Source organism: Pseudomonas sp. A6 (assembly GCF_052367875.1).
GTDB lineage: Bacteria > Pseudomonadota > Gammaproteobacteria > Pseudomonadales > Pseudomonadaceae > Pseudomonas > Pseudomonas citronellolis.
Map to the genome: position 1 here is coordinate 4,129,009 of NZ_CP198970.1, position 15,384 is coordinate 4,144,392.

Annotated in this window: 17 protein-coding genes; 9 read left to right on the top strand and 8 right to left on the bottom strand. The window is 67.6% G+C overall.

Features of this window, described 5'->3' with window-relative positions:
* Window positions 1-50: 50 nt before the first annotated feature.
* Window positions 51-482 carry a GNAT family N-acetyltransferase gene (locus ACTWJ5_RS18095; protein WP_444436247.1) on the top strand — a complete coding sequence of 144 codons (432 nt, stop codon included), beginning with the start codon at window positions 51-53 and terminating at the stop codon, window positions 480-482.
* Between the two features lie 52 nt (window positions 483-534).
* Window positions 535-711, top strand: coding sequence for a hypothetical protein (locus ACTWJ5_RS18100; RefSeq protein ID WP_253410530.1), 177 nt, complete (start codon window positions 535-537; stop codon window positions 709-711).
* A 244-nt stretch (window positions 712-955) separates the two neighbouring features.
* Here ACTWJ5_RS18100 and ACTWJ5_RS18105 read toward each other — a convergent pair whose 3' ends face one another.
* The 4 genes from ACTWJ5_RS18105 to ACTWJ5_RS18120 all read right to left on the bottom strand — a co-directional run bounded on the left by ACTWJ5_RS18105 (window position 956) and on the right by ACTWJ5_RS18120 (window position 3,749).
* Complete coding sequence (locus ACTWJ5_RS18105) at window positions 956-1,480, bottom strand: thioredoxin family protein (RefSeq protein WP_444436248.1); 525 nt, start codon at window positions 1,478-1,480, stop codon at window positions 956-958.
* Window positions 1,481-1,543: 63 nt separating this feature from the next.
* The gene (locus ACTWJ5_RS18110; RefSeq protein ID WP_074978625.1) at window positions 1,544-1,942 is read right to left on the bottom strand and encodes a cupin domain-containing protein; all 399 of its coding nucleotides are present in this window, start codon (window positions 1,940-1,942) and stop codon (window positions 1,544-1,546) included.
* A 119-nt stretch (window positions 1,943-2,061) separates the two neighbouring features.
* Window positions 2,062-3,576 (bottom strand): threonine ammonia-lyase, biosynthetic, encoded by a 1,515-nt coding sequence (gene ilvA / locus ACTWJ5_RS18115; protein WP_301502917.1) that lies wholly within the window; start codon window positions 3,574-3,576, stop codon window positions 2,062-2,064.
* Window positions 3,577-3,587: 11 nt separating this feature from the next.
* On the bottom strand, window positions 3,588-3,749 hold the full coding sequence (locus tag ACTWJ5_RS18120; protein ID WP_159458822.1) for a hypothetical protein: 162 nt from the start codon (window positions 3,747-3,749) through the stop codon (window positions 3,588-3,590).
* Window positions 3,750-4,117: 368 nt separating this feature from the next.
* Between ACTWJ5_RS18120 and ACTWJ5_RS18125 the strand changes: the two genes are divergently transcribed.
* Window positions 4,118-4,282, top strand: coding sequence for a hypothetical protein (locus ACTWJ5_RS18125; protein WP_167543644.1), 165 nt, complete (start codon window positions 4,118-4,120; stop codon window positions 4,280-4,282).
* Between the two features lie 16 nt (window positions 4,283-4,298).
* Here ACTWJ5_RS18125 and ACTWJ5_RS18130 read toward each other — a convergent pair whose 3' ends face one another.
* Window positions 4,299-5,183: a Dyp-type peroxidase gene (locus ACTWJ5_RS18130; protein ID WP_444436249.1), complete on the bottom strand. Its 885-nt coding sequence runs from the start codon at window positions 5,181-5,183 to the stop codon at window positions 4,299-4,301.
* Window positions 5,184-5,642: 459 nt separating this feature from the next.
* Between ACTWJ5_RS18130 and ACTWJ5_RS18135 the strand changes: the two genes are divergently transcribed.
* The 4 genes from ACTWJ5_RS18135 to ACTWJ5_RS18150 all read left to right on the top strand — a co-directional run bounded on the left by ACTWJ5_RS18135 (window position 5,643) and on the right by ACTWJ5_RS18150 (window position 10,296).
* Window positions 5,643-7,109 carry a sodium:solute symporter family protein gene (locus ACTWJ5_RS18135; RefSeq protein ID WP_074978618.1) on the top strand — a complete coding sequence of 489 codons (1,467 nt, stop codon included), beginning with the start codon at window positions 5,643-5,645 and terminating at the stop codon, window positions 7,107-7,109.
* A gap of 320 nt (window positions 7,110-7,429) precedes the next feature.
* A complete protein-coding gene (dkgB, locus tag ACTWJ5_RS18140) occupies window positions 7,430-8,233 on the top strand; it encodes a 2,5-didehydrogluconate reductase DkgB (protein WP_444436250.1) in 804 nt (267 codons plus the stop codon).
* Window positions 8,234-8,306: 73 nt separating this feature from the next.
* Window positions 8,307-9,071, top strand: a complete 765-nt coding sequence (locus ACTWJ5_RS18145; RefSeq protein WP_074978612.1) for an SDR family oxidoreductase — start codon at window positions 8,307-8,309, stop codon at window positions 9,069-9,071.
* A gap of 325 nt (window positions 9,072-9,396) precedes the next feature.
* Window positions 9,397-10,296, top strand: coding sequence for a LysR family transcriptional regulator (locus tag ACTWJ5_RS18150; RefSeq protein ID WP_043314362.1), 900 nt, complete (start codon window positions 9,397-9,399; stop codon window positions 10,294-10,296).
* Here the strand turns inward: ACTWJ5_RS18150 and rhtA are convergent, their stop codons facing one another.
* Window positions 10,297-11,184: a threonine/homoserine exporter RhtA gene (rhtA, locus tag ACTWJ5_RS18155; protein WP_444436251.1), complete on the bottom strand. Its 888-nt coding sequence runs from the start codon at window positions 11,182-11,184 to the stop codon at window positions 10,297-10,299. It lies immediately after the preceding gene.
* 50 nt (window positions 11,185-11,234) lie between these two features.
* Between rhtA and ACTWJ5_RS18160 the strand changes: the two genes are divergently transcribed.
* A complete protein-coding gene (locus ACTWJ5_RS18160; RefSeq protein ID WP_444436252.1) occupies window positions 11,235-11,837 on the top strand; it encodes a helix-turn-helix domain-containing protein in 603 nt (200 codons plus the stop codon).
* Window positions 11,838-12,201: 364 nt separating this feature from the next.
* Here ACTWJ5_RS18160 and phnX read toward each other — a convergent pair whose 3' ends face one another.
* Both phnX and ACTWJ5_RS18170 read right to left on the bottom strand, forming a co-directional pair.
* Complete coding sequence (phnX, locus tag ACTWJ5_RS18165; RefSeq protein WP_444436253.1) at window positions 12,202-13,029, bottom strand: phosphonoacetaldehyde hydrolase; 828 nt, start codon at window positions 13,027-13,029, stop codon at window positions 12,202-12,204.
* Window positions 13,030-13,080: 51 nt separating this feature from the next.
* On the bottom strand, window positions 13,081-14,196 hold the full coding sequence (locus ACTWJ5_RS18170) for a 2-aminoethylphosphonate--pyruvate transaminase (protein ID WP_009622433.1): 1,116 nt from the start codon (window positions 14,194-14,196) through the stop codon (window positions 13,081-13,083).
* Between the two features lie 146 nt (window positions 14,197-14,342).
* Here ACTWJ5_RS18170 and ACTWJ5_RS18175 point away from each other — a divergent pair, with 146 nt between their 5' ends.
* The gene (locus tag ACTWJ5_RS18175) at window positions 14,343-15,212 is read left to right on the top strand and encodes a LysR substrate-binding domain-containing protein (RefSeq protein WP_253410549.1); all 870 of its coding nucleotides are present in this window, start codon (window positions 14,343-14,345) and stop codon (window positions 15,210-15,212) included.
* Window positions 15,213-15,384 lie beyond the last annotated feature (172 nt).

Below are 15,384 nucleotides of genomic sequence, written 5' to 3' on the forward strand. Positions count from 1 at the left end.
GGCCCCGCTTACCCTCTAGACTAGGCGCTTTCCCACGCCCAGGAGGCGCCATGTCGCAAGCCCGCTACCAGTTCACCCCCGGCGCCGATCCCCAGGCCCGGGCCGTCGTGGAGGAAGGCCTGCGCGCCTATAACATCGAGCGGATGGGCACGACCTATGGCTATGAGGACTTCGAGTTGTATGCCCGTGACGCCGAGGGGCAGGTGGTGGGCGGGCTGTTCGGACATTCGGGGATGGGCTGGTTGTACGTGGACTATCTGTGGCTGGACGCACGGCAACGCGGTGCCGGGCTGGGTGCGCAGTTGCTGGTGCTGGTTGAGGAGGAAGCGCGGCGTCGTGGGTGTGTGGGGGTGTTTCTTTATACCTACAGCTTCCAGGCGCCGGGGTTCTATCGGAAGCAGGGGTTCGAGCTGATGGGTGTGCTGGAGGATTGCCCGCCGGGGCATCAGCGGTTTTATCTGAAGAAGCGGTTGGTGGGGTAAGCGGAGCCAGACTACTCCAGGGAGGAAACGAGGCATGGAAGAGCTTTTCAACATGCTGTCTGAGGTCGTCTGTTACAAGGTCGGCTTCTTCGTCCTCAAGGGCCTCACCTTCGGTCGCTTCCAGGGCAAGAGCAGCTACTGGGACGGCCTGGTGGCGCTGGTCGGAGCATTGGTGCTGCTGTCGCCCTTAATCGCCTGGATCACTTGGCTGATCTGGTCGGATGCATAGGGTACGGAGGGGGCTTACCGGAGGTTCTGGTGCGGGGGTCGAGGCCGCTCCCTCTCCCTAACCCTCTCCCTGAAGGGAGAGGGGACCGTTGGGCAGATGCGGGCGTTTTGGAGTTAGCCGGCACCACCCGGCGGGTACCGGCTGAAACCAGGCCTTCTCTCGGCACGGACTGGCCCCCTCTCCCTTCAGGGCGGGGCGCGCAGCCGAGGGCTGGGGAGAGGGAACGGCATCAACCCCAAACACCTCACCCACCAGCAAACACCCTCCCCTCCACCCCCTCAAACACCGCCACCAGATCGAGCACCGTACTCTCCAGATAATCCCCCGCCCGATACGCCGGCTTCACCCCGTCCCACCCCGCCACCACCACCTGCGGCCGTTCGATGAAGCGCCCGACCACCTCGAACCCGGCATCCAGCACTACCACCAGCGGAATGGCCACGCGCTCCAACCCCAGGCGCTCCTGCAGTTCATCCTCGGCACGCCCCTTGGAGATCACCGCCAGGCCGATGCGCGGCTGCTGGCGGCACAGCCAGTCCAGGGCGGTGATGTTGAGCTGGCAGTCCGGGCACCACATCTCGCCGGCCACCAGCAGGTGGTAGCGGCCTTGCACCGCGGCCAGGCGTTCGCGGGTGGCGGCGCTGATCAGGCCCGGCTCTTCGAGCCTTTGCTGCACCGCGCGCACCGCGGCGATTTCCGCCGGCAGGCCGCGGGCGACGAAGGCGTCGAAGCCTTCGCCGATGGCGAAGAGTTCCTGGTAGCTGGCCATTGCGGGCTCCCTCGTTGTCGGTCGATCGGGGCATCCCAGCAGAAATGGCCGGCGGCGGCAATCTCACTGCTTCAGCGGCGTCAGCACCGGGGCCTTTTCGTCCAGCAGCATCCACACCAGCAGCTTGGCCGGCTGCGTCGCGCTGGCGTTGCGCGAGACCAGGTGCGGCGTGTTGGCCGCCTCGTACCAGGACTGGCCGGCCTTGTAGGTCACCGGCGCCTGGCCCTGCAACTGCGACACCACCGCGCCTTCCAGCACGTAGGCGAACACCGCACCGGCATGAACGTGGGGCGCCGACGCCTCGCCGGGCTTGTAGCTGACCTCGATCAGCAGGCCCTTCTTGCCGGGGGCGTCGGGCAGCGCGTGTTCCTGCAGGGTGGCGATCTTCTCGTGCTCGGCCCCGTGGGCCAGTGCGGGCAGCGCCAGCACCAGGCCGGCGAACAGCAGATTGCGAAGGGACATCGGACGGCTCCTCGGGCCAGGGGCCCAGCGGGTTGAAGGGCTGTTGCCCCAAGCTACGCCGGCCCCGGGGCGGGCCCAATAGCCAATCGCGGCGAAGTTCGCCAGTCCACTGCCCTGCCCTAGCCGATGAACAGCCGGTACGCCGGGTTCTCGCTCTCGTCCCAGTAGCGGTAGCCGATGGCGTCGAGCACCGCGCCCAGTTCGCCGCGCTCGTGCTCGGGCACCTGCAGGCCGGCCAGCACACGGCCGTCGGCGGCGCCGTGGTTGCGGTAGTGGAACAGGCTGATGTTCCAGCGCCCGCCGAGACGTTCGAGGAAGTTGAACAGCGCCCCCGGCCGCTCGGGGAATTCGAAGCGGAACAGCCGCTCCTGCTCCACCTGCGGCGCGCGGCCGCCGACCATGTGGCGGATGTGCAGCTTGGCGGCCTCGTTGTCGGTCAGGTCCAGCACCGGGAAGCCCCGCTCGCGCAGTTGCTCCACCAGCGCCGGGCGCGGGTCGTTCTGCGGGTGGGTCTGGATGCCGACGAAGATCTGCGCTTCCTCGCTGCGGTCGTAGCGGTAGTTGAACTCGGTGATCTGGCGCTTGCCTACTGCCTCGCAGAAGGCCTTGAAGCTGCCCGGGCGCTCGGGGATGGTCACCGCCAGGATGGCCTCGCGCTTCTCGCCCAGTTCGGCGCGCTCGGCGACGTGGCGCAGGCGGTCGAAGTTGATGTTGGCGCCCGAATCGATGGCCACCAGGGTCTGCCCCGCCGCGTCGTCGCGCTCGACGTACTTCTTGATCCCGGCCACGGCCAGGGCCCCGGCGGGCTCGGTGATGGAGCGGGTGTCGTCGTAGATGTCCTTGATCGCCGCGCAGATTTCGTCGCTGCTGACGGTGATCACCTCGTCCACGTAATGGCGGCACACCTCGAAATTGTGCGCGCCTATCTGCGCCACCGCCACGCCGTCGGCGAACAGGCCCACCTGTGGCAGCACCACGCGCTCGCCGGCGGCCAGGGCGGCCTGCAGGCAGTTGGAATCGTCCGGCTCGACGCCGATGACCTTCACTTCCGGGCGCAGGTATTTCACGTAGGCGGCGATGCCGGCGACCAGGCTGCCGCCGCCCACCGGCACGAAGATGGCGTCCAGGCGCCCGGGGTGCTGGCGGAGGATTTCCATGGCCACGGTGCCTTGCCCTGCGATCACGTCCGGGTCGTCGTAGGGCGGCACGAAGGTGTAGCCGTGGGCCTCGGCCAGTTGCAGGGCGTGGGCCAGGGCCTCGGGGAAGGCGTCGCCGTGCAGCAGCACCTTGCCGCCGCGGGAGAGCACGCCCTGCACCTTCAGCTCCGGCGTGGTGCGCGGCATGACGATGGTCGCGCTCACGCCCAGTTCCTTCGCCGCCAGCGCCAGGCCCTGGGCGTGGTTGCCGGCGGAGGCAGCGATCACCCCGCGCGAGCGCTCTGCCGTGCTCAACTGCGCCAGCTTGTTGTAGGCGCCGCGCAGCTTGAAGGAGAACACCGGCTGCAGGTCCTCGCGCTTGAGCAGCACCTGGCAGCCCAGGCGCTCGGAGAGCTGGCGGGCCGGTTGCAGCGGGGTTTCGATGGCCACGTCGTAGACCGGCGCGGCGAGGATCTTGCGCACGTATTCCTTGAGCAGAGCGTCCTGGCTCATACGCGCGCCTCCCGGGTTCGGCCGCCGGCCGGCAGCTTGTCGAGCAGGTCGGCGCCGCAGGCGTCGTCGGTGTGGAAATCCATGAGGGGCTCGAACTGCCGGGCGTTGATCAGCCGATCCGCCTGTTCGATGGCCTGGGTGACGCGGTGGGGGCTCATTGGGCCTGTCTCCTGCTGGGCTTTTTCACGGGGCCCGGGAGACAGTCAGAAAAAACCCGCCTCCAGGGCGGGTTCGGTGGACGTCGGCTAACCCGCCAATTGCGTAATGGCGGTAATAATGATTCGGCCGAAGTTCAGGGTTGTGCGGGTCATGCCGGCCAACTTAGGCGAAGCCGGGGGCGGCCGTCAAGCGTGGGCATTGCCTGACAGACATGGACCATTTCATTTCGGCCCGCTCGGGAACGGTGGCGATCTTCAGCGGTCTGTCAGCGACAGGCCAGGAAAGCGGCAGATTTCCCAGGCCCAACCATACTGTCGATACCGCTCGATGCAGGGATCGCCCAACCGCGAACAGGGAGACGTCCTTCGTGCAGAACTTCCTTCACCACTACCAGACCGCCTACCGCAAGCTGCGCAACCTGCATTGCAGCGGCCTCACCGCCATGCACCGGGCCTTCCGCTATGCGGCCTTCGGCAGCACCGGGCGCTTCGTCAACGGCTATACGCAGATGCGCATCCACCTCAGCCGCTGAGAGCGCCCGCCCCGCGTCAGCCGAGCAGCGCGCCCAGGTCGAGCAGGCCGTCGCGGCGCGGCGGGCACCAGTAGTAGCCGCCGGTCAGCGGGCGGCTGAAACGGTACAGGGCGTCGACGATGCCGTCGTCCAGGCCGCTCATGCGCCGCAGCTGCGCCTCGAAGGCGTCCAGGCTGCAGCCGAAGGCCAGGAACATCAGGCCGGCCTCGGCGCCCGCGGTCCAGGGCATCGAGCGGCGCACCACGAAGGCCTCGGGCTCGAAGCTCTCCTGGGCGGTGCGCTTGACGTGGGCGGACTCGGGCGCCTCGTCCAGTTCCTCGTTGTCGCGCTTGCGCCGGCCGATGATGTCGTCCTGCTCGGCCTGGGGCAGCGCGGCGAAGGCCCGCAGCTGGTGGCGCCACTGCTGGATGGCGGCGAAGCTGCCGCCGTCCAGGCCGGCGCCGACGCCGGCGACGACCGCCGCATCCACGGCGTCTTCATCCTGCGGGTTCTCGGTGCCGTCCTCGTAGCCGGTCAGGTCCAGGCCGGCGCCGTGGCGGAAGGCCTCGACCTGCTCCACCAGCATCAACGCCGGCGCCAGCTCGCGCTCCAGCGCATGGGTGCGCAGCAGCAGGTCGCCACGGTCCTCGCCGCGCAGCCACACCCACAGGGCGTGCTGGGTGGACGGGTTGTCGACGCCGGCGCCGGACAGCGCCGGGAACTCGCGCAGCCCCTCGACCTGGCGGCCCAGCACGCGCACCAGCGATTCGCCGAAGCCGACCACCGCGCTCTCGCCGTCGGCCAGCTGCAGCAGGCGGTCGAGGGCGGCCGGCAGGTGTTCCGCGGCCTGCAGGTCGAAGAACAGGTGGCGGGCCTGGGCGGGAACCGGGGTGGCGAGAATGCCGGGCTGGTAGAGGCTCATGGGGCGTCCTTGGGCGAAAAGGCGCGATTCTACTGGCTGGCGGCGGCTCCGCGTCAATGCGCGGCGCCCGTTCCAGCCCCCTGCCCTTGCCCGGCCGGCGCGGACGCAGCGGTCACGAAACGCCTTGCAGGTCATCCCGGAGCGGCACATGCGTTGTTCTTATCGAACACCTACTGTCAAATATTTCTGACTACTGGCGCAGTTCAACCGCACTAAATCAAACAGTTGGACGAATCAAGCCTGCTCGCCTGTCATTTTTTTCATTCAATCGCTCTGTAATTGTTTGACATATTTTACGTCTTTGGCAGACTGCTCGCCCGTTGCGTTCCGGCCGGTAGTCCCTCCTGCCGACCGGGCCCGGCATTCGCCGGGGCCGCCAAGTCCAAAAACAAAAACCGCCAGTCTGCGCCTCCCCTACCCGCCAAGCGCACCTGGCCAGCCAATGGAAAGAACGAACAAATGCTGATCTGGTTTGTCGGGATCTACCTGCTGATTACGGTCATCGTCGGCTTCTACGCCGCGACCCGCGTGCACAACTCCTCGGACTACGCAGCGGCCGGCCGCAGCATGTCCTTCCCCCTGGTCGTGACCATGGTGTTCGCCACCTGGTTCGGCTCCGAGGCCGTTCTGGGCATTCCCGCCACCTTCCTCCAGGAAGGCTTCGCCGGGATCATCGAAGACCCCTTCGGCTCCTTCGGCTGCCTGATGCTGGTGGGCCTGGTCTTCGCCCGCCCGCTGTACCGCCTGAACCTGATGACCATCGGTGACTTCTTCCGCAAGCGCTTCGGCCAGCACGTGGAAATCTTCACCAGCCTGGTGATCATCATCTCCTACATGGGCTGGGTAGCCGCCCAGCTGACCGCGCTCGGCGTGTGCTTCAGCGTGCTTTCCGACGGCGCCATCACCACCACCCAGGGCATGCTCATCGGCACCGTGATCGTGCTGCTGCACACCCTGTTCGGCGGCATGTGGTCCGTGGCCCTGACCGACTTCCTGCAGATGATCATCATCGTCTGCGGCCTGTGCTACCTGGTCTGGCTGATCGGCGACATGGCCGGCGGCCCGCAGGTGGTGATAAGCCACGCCGCGGCCGAAGGCAAGTTCCACTTCCTGCAGGGCACCTCGGCCAAGGACATAGTCGCCTTCCTCGGCGCGGCGGTGACCATGATGTTCGGCTCCATCCCGCAGCAGGACGTGTACGCCCGGGTGATGTCGGCCAAGACCGAGAAGATCGCCTCGCGCGCCACCATGACCGGCGCCGCCTGCTACCTGGTGTTCTGCATGCTGCCGATCTTCCTGACCTACGCCGCGTCGATGATCGACCCGCAGATGGTCAAGCACTGGCTGAACGAGGACGCCCAGCAGATCCTGCCGCACCTGATCATGGAGCGCACCCCGATGTTCGCCCAGATCATGTTCTTCGGCGCCCTGCTCTCGGCGATCATGTCCTCGGCCTCCGGCGCCCTGCTGGCCCCGTCGGTGACCCTCACCGAGAACATCCTCAAGCCCATGCTGCCGCACCTGAACGACCACCAGGCGCTGAAGCTGATGCGCGCCAGCGTGCTGGCCATGACCATCGCCACCTGCCTGTTCGCCTTCTACTCCAACGCCAGCATCTACGAGATGGTCGGCAACGCGTACAAGGTGACCCTGGTCGCCGCCGTGGTGCCGCTGTTCTTCGGCCTGTTCTGGAAGCGCGCTACCACCCAGGGCGCCCTGACCGCCATCGCCTGCGGGCTGATCGGCTGGATCTCGCTGGAGATGGGCCACCAGGAAGGCGACTTCTGGCCGCCGCAACTGGTGGGCCTGATCTGCAGCGCCTTCGGCATGATCATCGGCTCCCTGGCCCCGCAGTTCAGCAAGAACCACGGCGACCACACCGAGACGCTGACCGAGCAGGCCACCGCTGCCGCCGCCGGCAACTGAGCCTCGCGCTGCATGAAAAGCCCCGCCTTGGCGGGGCTTTTCTTTTGCGCGCTCTTCGTAGGAGCGAGCTTGCTCGCGAACAAACGCGGTGCCATGCGGTTCGCGAGCAAGCTCGCTCCTACGAAAAACCGTGCGATAGCCGCAATCACCGGCGCGATTCCCCTGTAGGAGCGCGCCCTGCGCGCGAAATCGCGGGCAGGGCCCGCTCCTGCAATTCGTGACTTCACGGCAAATATCCTTTGCCGCTACCTGCGTTTTTCTCAGCAGTGCATCCCCGGATACTAAGCTCCAGTGCAACCCATCCCCCACAGGAGATTCCCATGAGCATTCCCGCCCTCGGCCTCGGCACCTTCCGCCTCAAGGACCAGGTGGTCATCGACTCGGTATCCACCGCCCTGGAGCTGGGCTACCGCGCCATCGACACCGCGCAGATCTACGGCAACGAGGCCGAGGTCGGCCAGGCCGTGGCGGCCAGCGGCGTGCCGCGCGGCGAGCTGTACCTGACCACCAAGGTGTGGACCGAGAACCTCTCCCGCGACCGGCTGATCCCCAGCCTGGAAGAGAGCCTGGACAAGCTGAAGACCGACTACGTCGACCTCTGCCTGATCCACTGGCCCTCGCCGGGCGGCGCGGTGCCGGTCGCCGAATACATGGCGGCCCTGGCCGAGGCCAAGGCGCGTGGCCTGGCCCGCGAGATCGGCGTGTCCAACTTCACCCTGGCGCTGATGCAGCAGGCCATCGACGTGGTCGGCGCCGGCGAGATCGCCACCAACCAGGTGGAGCTGCACCCCTACCTGCAGAACCGCAAGGTCGCCGGGTTCGCCGAGCGCCACGGCATCCGCATCACCTCCTACATGACGCTGGGCTACGGCAAGGTGCTGGGCGACGCGGTGATCGGCGGGATCGCCCAGCGCCACGGTACAACCCCGGCGCAGGTGGTGCTGGCCTGGGCCATGCAGCTGGGCTACGCGGTGATCCCCTCCTCCACCAAGCGCGCCAACCTGGCGAGCAACCTCGCCGCCCGCGAGCTGCGCCTGAGCGAGGCGGACATGGCCGCCATCGCCGCCCTGGAGCGCAACGAGCGCATCACCAGCCCGGCCAGCCTGGCCCCGGCCTGGGACTGAAGCCGGCTTGCGCTGCGGCCACGGCATGGGTAAATGTCGTGGCCGCCACTTTCGCCATGAACAGGAGAACGCCATGGATCTTGGAATAGCCGGACGCTGGGCGCTGGTCTGCGCCGCCAGCAAGGGCCTGGGCAAGGGCTGCGCCAAGGCGCTGGCCGGCGAAGGCGTGAACCTGGTGATCAACGCCCGCGGCGCCGAGGCGCTGGAAGCCACCGCCGCGGAACTGCGCCAGCATGCGCCGGGCATCGAGGTGCGCTGCGTGCCCGGCGACGTGGGCCAGGCGGAGGTCCGCGCGGCCCTGCTGGCGGCCTGCCCGCAGGTGGACATCCTGATCAACAACGCCGGCGGCCCGCCACCCGGCGACTTCCGCAACTGGGGCCGCGAGCAATGGCTGAGCGCCCTGGAGCTGAACATGCTCACCCCCATCGAGCTGATCAAGGCCACGGTGGACGGCATGGCCGAGCGCGGCTTCGGCCGGGTGGTGAACATCACCTCCTCGGCGGTGAAGGCGCCGATCGACATCCTCGGCCTGTCCAACGGCGCGCGCAGCGGCCTCACCGGTTTCGTCGCCGGCCTGGCCCGCCAGAGCCGCCTGGCCTCGCGCAACGTCACGCTCAACGCGCTGCTGCCCGGCTCCTTCGACACCGACCGCCTGCGCAAGGGCCTGGGCGACGACCAGGGCAAGGTCGAGCAGTGGCTGCAGGCGATTCCTGCCGGGCGCTTCGGTACGCCGGAGGAGTTCGGGGCGTTCTGTGCCTTTGTTTGCAGTGCCCATGCGGGGTATCTCACCGGGCAGAATCTGTTGCTGGATGGTGGGGCTTATCCGGGGACGTTTTGAGTGGCGGCTTTACTTGTAGGAGCGAGCTTGCTCGCGAACAGAGTTCACCGGGAATGCAGGTGCTGGATTTGAGAGCGCCCTCTCCCTAACCCTCTCCCTGAAGGGAGAGGGGACCGTTGGGCAGAGCTGGATGTTCTGGCGTTAGCCGGCAACACCGAAGGTTCCCAACTGAAACCATCACTTCTCTCGGCACGGACAAGCCCCCTCTCCCTTCAGGGAGAGGGCTGGGGAGAGGGAGCGGAGTCAACCCAATGCACCACGCCCACCGGGAAGTACCATTCGCGAGCAAGCTCGCTCCTACGAAAAGCTGCCTCCAGGGCCCCCAATGAAAGTCCAATCCGACGAACTCCGCACCTTCACCACCGTCATCGACAGCGGCTCCATCACCGCCGCCGCCGAGCAGCTGGGCCTCACCGCCTCGGCCGTCAGCCGCACCCTGGCGCGCCTGGAGGACAAGCTCGGCACCACCCTGCTCAACCGCACCACGCGGCGCATGAAGCTCACCGAGGAAGGCCAGTTCTTCCTCGATAGCGCGCGACACATCCTGGCGCAGATGGACGAGCTGGAAGAACGCCTGGCGCTGCGCCAACAACGGCCGGCCGGGCGCCTGCGGATCAATGCCGCCTCGCCCTTCATGCTGCATGCCGTGGTGCCGCACATCGACGCCTTCCGCGCGCAGTACCCGGACATCGAGCTGCAACTGAACACCAACGACCTGAACATCGACCTGCTGGAACAGAGCACCGACGTCGCCATCCGCATCGGCACCCTCAGCGATTCGACGCTGCACGCCCGGCCCCTGGGCAGCAGCCGGCTGAACCTGCTGGCCAGCCCGGCCTACCTGGAAAAGCACGGCGCGCCGCAGAGCGTGGAAGACCTGGCCCGGCACAGCCTGCTCGGCTTCACCCAGCCGGAAAGCCTGAACGTCTGGCCACTGCCCCATGCCGGCGGGGAAAGCCTGGCGATCACCCCCGACCTTTCCGCCTCCAGCGGCGAGACGCTGCGCCAGCTGGCCCTGGCCGGCCAGGGCATCGTCTGCCTGGCGGGTTTCATGACCTGCCACGACATCGCCGCCGGGCGCCTGGTCAAGGTGCTGCCGGAACTGGTGCGCGAGACACGCCAGCCGATCAACGCGGTGTACTACCGCAACTCGCAGCTGGCCCTGCGCATCCAGTGCTTCCTGGACTTCATCCAGGAACGGCTGGCGACCACCCTCGGCGGCTGATCAGTCCGCCGCCACCACGCTCGCGGCGGGCTGCTTCGGCTGGCTGGTCAGGGTGGTGCCCACCGAGGCGAGCATGATCGCGGCGATGGCCAGCCACTGCAGCACGGTCAGCTGCTCGCCGAGGAACACCAGGCCGGACAGCGCGGCGAAAGCCGGCTCGATGCTCATCAGGGTGCCGAAGGTGCGCGCCGGCAGGCGTGTCAGGGCGATCATCTCCAGGGTGTAGGGCAAGGCGCTGGAGAGCACCGCCACGCCCAGCAGCGCCGGGATCAGCTGCAGGTCGAACAGCGCGGCGCCGGAATGCACCAGGCCCACGGGGAAGATGCATATCGCCGCGATGGTCACGCCCATGGCCGCCGTCTGGGTGCCGTGGTCGTTGCCGGCGCGCTGGCCGAACAGGATGTACATCGCCCAGCAGGCGCCCGCGCCCAGGGCCAGCGCGGCGCCCAGCAGGTCGACGCCATGGCCCAGCTCGCCGATGGGCAGCAGCAGCCAGAGGCCGCACACGGCGATGGCGATCCACAGGAAGTCGATGGGCTTGCGCGAGAAATACAGCGCCACCGCCAGCGGCCCGGTGAACTCCAGGGCCACGCCGACGCCCAGCGGAATCGTGCGCAGGGCCATGTAGAACATCAGGTTCATGCCGCCCAGGGTGATGCCGTAGGCCAGCAGCGGCCCCCAGGAACTGCGCGCGATGGGCTTGCGCCAGGGGCGCAGCACGGCGAGCAGGATGATCGCCGCGAACAGCAGGCGCATGGCCGTCACGCCCTGGGCGCCGAGCACCGGGAACAGGCTCTTGGCCAGGGCCGCCCCGCCCTGGATCGAGGCCATGGAGACGAGCAGCACGGCGACCGGGAAGAACAGCGTGGCGAAACGGGAACGCGGCATGGAGGCAGACCGAAAAGGTTGAAATGCAGCCAGGGACCTGGCGTATGCTTATGCGCAACATAATGCGCAAAATCGGTCGAATGAGCAATATATTGCCCACCCCCAACGAACGCCCCAGCGTGCTCGTCCACGTCGCCGACAACGTCAAGACCTTGCGCCGCGCCGCGGGCCTGAGCCAGGACGCCCTGGCCAAGGCCAGCGGCGTCAGCCGGCGCATGCTGGTCGGCATCGAAGGCGGCGACACCAACGTCAGCCTGGCTACCCTCGACCGCATCGCCGCGGCCCTCTCGGTGACCTTCGCCGACCTGGTGCGCGCCCCGCAGGCCGGCGACCTCTCGCGCGTCGACGTGGTGGCCTGGGCCGGCCGCCAGGCGGAAAGCCGCGGCACCCTGCTGGCCAGCACCCCGGCCCGGGGCCAGGCCGAGCTGTGGCACTGGGCCCTGGCGCCGGGGGACAGCTATGACGCAGAGCCCGATGCCGAGGGGTGGTATGACATGGTTTACGTCATCGAGGGTCAGCTGACGCTGGAGATCGGCGACCAGCGTTGGGAGGTGGCTTGCGGGGGGTTCCATGTGTTCAAGAGCAACCAGCGGTTTTCCTATCGGAACCTGGGGGATGGGTTGCTGCGTTTTGTGCGGAATGTGGTGAATTGAGGGGGCTTTTCGTAGGAGCGAGCTTGCTCGCGAACGGCGCTCACTGGCGGCTATGGCGTATTGGGTTGGCTCCGCAACCCTCTCCCCAACCCTCTCCCTGAAGGGAGAGGGGGCTAGTCCGTGCCGAGAGAGGATTTGATGTCAGCCGGCAACTCTGGAGTTGCCGGCTGACTCTGGAAAACCCAACCGCTCCGAACGGTCCCCTCTCCCTTCAGGGAGAGGGTTAGGGAGAGGGCGCTCTCAAACCCAGCACCTGCAATCCCCAGCAAGCTCTGTTCGCGAGCAAGCTCGCTCCTACGAAAAGCCCCCACCCAGCAACGAAAAAGACCCGCCGAAGCGGGCCTTTCTCTCGTACCGGAAAACCTCAGTAGCTCTGCGGCATCTCCCCCCGCGCCAGGCGGGCATTGATATCAGCCACCACCGCCGGCAGCTCCGCAATGGTGTCGATCAGGTAATGCGGGCGCGAACCTTCGAACATCTGCCCGATCCGCCGGCGCTCCTGTTCCAGCTTGTCCTGCGGCAGCGCCTTGTACTGCTCGTAGGTCAGACCCAGGGCGTTGCCCGAGCAGGTCAGCGCCACGGTCCACATGCCGGCGCGGCGGCCTTCGAGGATGCCCGGCCAGGTGTCGTCGACCTTCACGCAGGCGGCCACGTCGTCGATGCCCAGGGCGATCACGTTGGCCAGGGCCTGGGCCGGGTGCGGGCGGCCGTTGGGCACTTCGTCGGTGGCCACCACGTGGTCGGCGACGTAGCCGTTGCTGGCGGCCAGCTTGACCACTTTCTCCATCACCACCGCCGGGTAACCGGAGCAGGAGCCGATCTTCAGGCCGCCCTTGCGCAGCTCGGCGATGGCGTCGAGGGCGCCGGGGATCAGCGCCGAGTGCTCGGCGATCTTCTCGATCTGCAACGGCATGAAGCGCTCGTAGATGGCGGTGACGTCATCATCCGTCGGCGTGCGGCCGAACTTGGCCTTGTAGCGCTCGGCGATGGCCGGGATGTCGCAGAGGGTTCGGATGTGGTCCCACTTGCCCATGCCCATGGGGCCGCGGGCTTCTGCCAGGCTGACCTGCACGCCGAACTCGGCGAAGGCCTCGACGAAGATCTGCGTCGGCGCGAAGGAGCCGAAGTCGACCACGGTGCCGGCCCAGTCCAGTACCACGGCTTGCAGTTGCTTGGGTTGTTCGTAGTTCATCGCTTCCATCCTGTTGTCGGGCGCAGGCCGGGCCTGCGCCGGGAAAGGGGTTCAGATCTCGAAGACTTCCATCTCGCGCAGCGTCTGGGCGATGGCCGCCACCGCTTCGCGCATGCCCTGGGCATCGACCTGGCCGATGCAGCCGACGCGGAAGGTTTCCACCTGGGTCAGCTTGCCCGGGTAGAGGATGTAGCCCTTCTCGCGCACCCGGTTGTAGAACTCGGTGAAGCTGTAGCGGGCATCGCGCGGGGCGTGGAAAGTGACGATGATCGGCGCCTGGATCGCGGCTGGGAGGAAGCTGCGGAATCCGAGTTTGGCCATCTCGCCCAGCAGAGTCTGGCAGTTGTCTGCGTAACGATTGTGACGGGCCGCCAGGCCGCCCTCCTCCTCGTACTGGCTCAGCGCCTCGTGCAGTGCGGCGACCACGTGGGTGGGCGGGGTGAAGCGCCACTGGCCGGTCTTGGCCATGTAGGCCTGCTGGTCCTGCAGGTCCATGGCCAGGGAGTGGCAGTTGCCGGCGCTGGCCGCCAGCGACTCGTTGCGGGCGAAGACGAAGCCCATGCCGGGCACGCCTTCCAGGCACTTGCCGGAAGCGGCGATCAGCGCGTCGAAGGGCACCTTGCGGGCGTCGATGTCGAGGGCGCCAAAGGAGCTCATGGCGTCGATGATCAGGCGCTTGCCGTGGGCCTCGACGACCTTGGCGATGGCTTCCAGCGGGTTGAGGATGCCGGTGCTGGTCTCGCAGTGGATCAGCGCCACGTGGGTCACGGCCGGGTCGGCGGCGAGCAGGCGGTCGACGTCCTCGGCGGTGGTGGGCACGTCCTCTTCGGTCTCGAAGGTGCTGAACTGCCGGCCGATCACCTGGCAGATCTTCGCCAGGCGCTTGCCGTAGGCGCCGTTGATCAGCACCAGCACCTTGCCGTCGCGCGGCACCAGGGTGCCCACCGCGGCCTCGACGGAGAAGGTGCCGCTGCCCTGCAGCGGCACGCAGGTGTGGCTGCCTTCGCCATGGATGATGGCCAGCAGGCGGGAACAGACATCGGCGGTCAGGGCGTTGAAATCGTTGTCCCAGGAGCCCCAGTCGACCAGCATGGCGCGGCGGGTCCGCGGGGAGGTGGTCAGGGGGCCGGGGGTCAACAGGATGGGCGCGCGCTCGGCAGTGCTCATGCTCGGTTCCTCTATCAGGGGAAAACCTGTGCGGGGTGAGGTTCTTGTCGCGGCCCGTCGAGCGGGCCTGGACATACGTTGCCAAGCGACGAGTTATCGCTCAAATTGTTTGTCATGATCCCAGGCATAAGTCGGACCTATACCCCATGAACCTGTTCCAGCTCCGCGCCTTCGACGCCGTGGCCCGCGAAGGCAGCTTCACCCGCGCCGCCGAGCGCCTGTTCATCAGCCAGCCGGCGGTGACCGGGCACGTCAAGGCGCTGGAAGAGCACTACCAGGTCAACCTGTTCCGGCGCACCGCCCGCGCCGTGGAGCTGACCGAGGAAGGCCGCCGCCTGGCGGCCATCAGCCGCACGCTGTTCGCCCTGGAGGAAGAGGCCGAGACGCTGCTGGACGCCAACCGCAAGCTGCTCAGCGGGCGCATCGAGGTGGCGGCCGACGGCCCGCACCTGGTCATGCCCCTGCTCGCCCGCCTGCGCGCGCGCTACCCGGGCATCACCGTCAACCTGCGCCTGGGCAACGCCCAGGAGACGCTGAACGCGCTGCTCAGCGAGCACGTGGACGTGGCCGTGGTGACCGAGGTGGACGAGCGGCCGGGGCTGTACCTGCGCGATTTGGTGGAATCTCACCTGTGCGCGCTGCTGCCGGCGGAACACGCCTGGTGCGGGCGCAGCGAGGGCATCCCGTTGGCAGAGCTGGACCAGCAGATCATGGTGCTGCGCGAGCCGGACTCCATCACCCGCCGCACCTTCGACCGCGCCTGCGGCGCCCTGCCGATACAGCCACGGGTGCTGATGGAGCTGAGCAGCCGCGAGGCGGTCACGGAGGCGGTGGCGGCGGAACTGGGCATCGGCATCGTCTCCTCGCTGGAGGTCAGCCGCGACCCGCGGGTGCGCGCCGTGCCGCTGGTCGGCGAGGCGTTGGTGAACCGGCATTCCCTCGGCTGCCTGGAGCGGCGCCGCGGGTTGCGGGTGGTGAGTGCGTTCCTGGAGCTGGCGGAGGATGGCGGGGCCTGACCTGCCGTTGCCTACGACGGACAATCGCGGACGGAGTCCGCTCCTACACATCCCGCATAGGCACGGCACCGTAGGATGGGTTGAGCTTGCGAAACCCATGCGGTTGCGGTGATGGGTATCGCTCCGCTCAACCCATCCTACGGGGTGTTGCCGGAAGGTGTAGGAGCGGACT

Excerpts from the sequence above, each read along its gene's own strand:
- ACTWJ5_RS18100 (WP_253410530.1), top strand. The coding sequence starts at position 535 with ATGCTGTCTGAGGTCGTCTGTTACAAGGTCGGCTTCTTCGTCCTCAAG.
- ACTWJ5_RS18150 (WP_043314362.1), top strand. The coding sequence starts at position 9,397 with ATGAAAGTCCAATCCGACGAACTCCGCACCTTCACCACCGTCATCGAC.
- dkgB (WP_444436250.1), top strand. The coding sequence starts at position 7,430 with ATGAGCATTCCCGCCCTCGGCCTCGGCACCTTCCGCCTCAAGGACCAG.
- ACTWJ5_RS18110 (WP_074978625.1), bottom strand. The coding sequence starts at position 1,942 with ATGTCCCTTCGCAATCTGCTGTTCGCCGGCCTGGTGCTGGCGCTGCCC.
- ACTWJ5_RS18120 (WP_159458822.1), bottom strand. The coding sequence starts at position 3,749 with ATGAGCCCCCACCGCGTCACCCAGGCCATCGAACAGGCGGATCGGCTG.
- ACTWJ5_RS18160 (WP_444436252.1), top strand. The coding sequence starts at position 11,235 with ATGCGCAACATAATGCGCAAAATCGGTCGAATGAGCAATATATTGCCC.
- phnX (WP_444436253.1), bottom strand. The coding sequence starts at position 13,029 with ATGAACTACGAACAACCCAAGCAACTGCAAGCCGTGGTACTGGACTGG.
- ACTWJ5_RS18130 (WP_444436249.1), bottom strand. The coding sequence starts at position 5,183 with ATGAGCCTCTACCAGCCCGGCATTCTCGCCACCCCGGTTCCCGCCCAG.
- ACTWJ5_RS18095 (WP_444436247.1), top strand. The coding sequence starts at position 51 with ATGTCGCAAGCCCGCTACCAGTTCACCCCCGGCGCCGATCCCCAGGCC.
- rhtA (WP_444436251.1), bottom strand. The coding sequence starts at position 11,184 with ATGCCGCGTTCCCGTTTCGCCACGCTGTTCTTCCCGGTCGCCGTGCTG.
- ACTWJ5_RS18170 (WP_009622433.1), bottom strand. The coding sequence starts at position 14,196 with ATGAGCACTGCCGAGCGCGCGCCCATCCTGTTGACCCCCGGCCCCCTG.
- ACTWJ5_RS18175 (WP_253410549.1), top strand. The coding sequence starts at position 14,343 with ATGAACCTGTTCCAGCTCCGCGCCTTCGACGCCGTGGCCCGCGAAGGC.
- ACTWJ5_RS18145 (WP_074978612.1), top strand. The coding sequence starts at position 8,307 with ATGGATCTTGGAATAGCCGGACGCTGGGCGCTGGTCTGCGCCGCCAGC.
- ACTWJ5_RS18105 (WP_444436248.1), bottom strand. The coding sequence starts at position 1,480 with ATGGCCAGCTACCAGGAACTCTTCGCCATCGGCGAAGGCTTCGACGCC.
- ACTWJ5_RS18135 (WP_074978618.1), top strand. The coding sequence starts at position 5,643 with ATGCTGATCTGGTTTGTCGGGATCTACCTGCTGATTACGGTCATCGTC.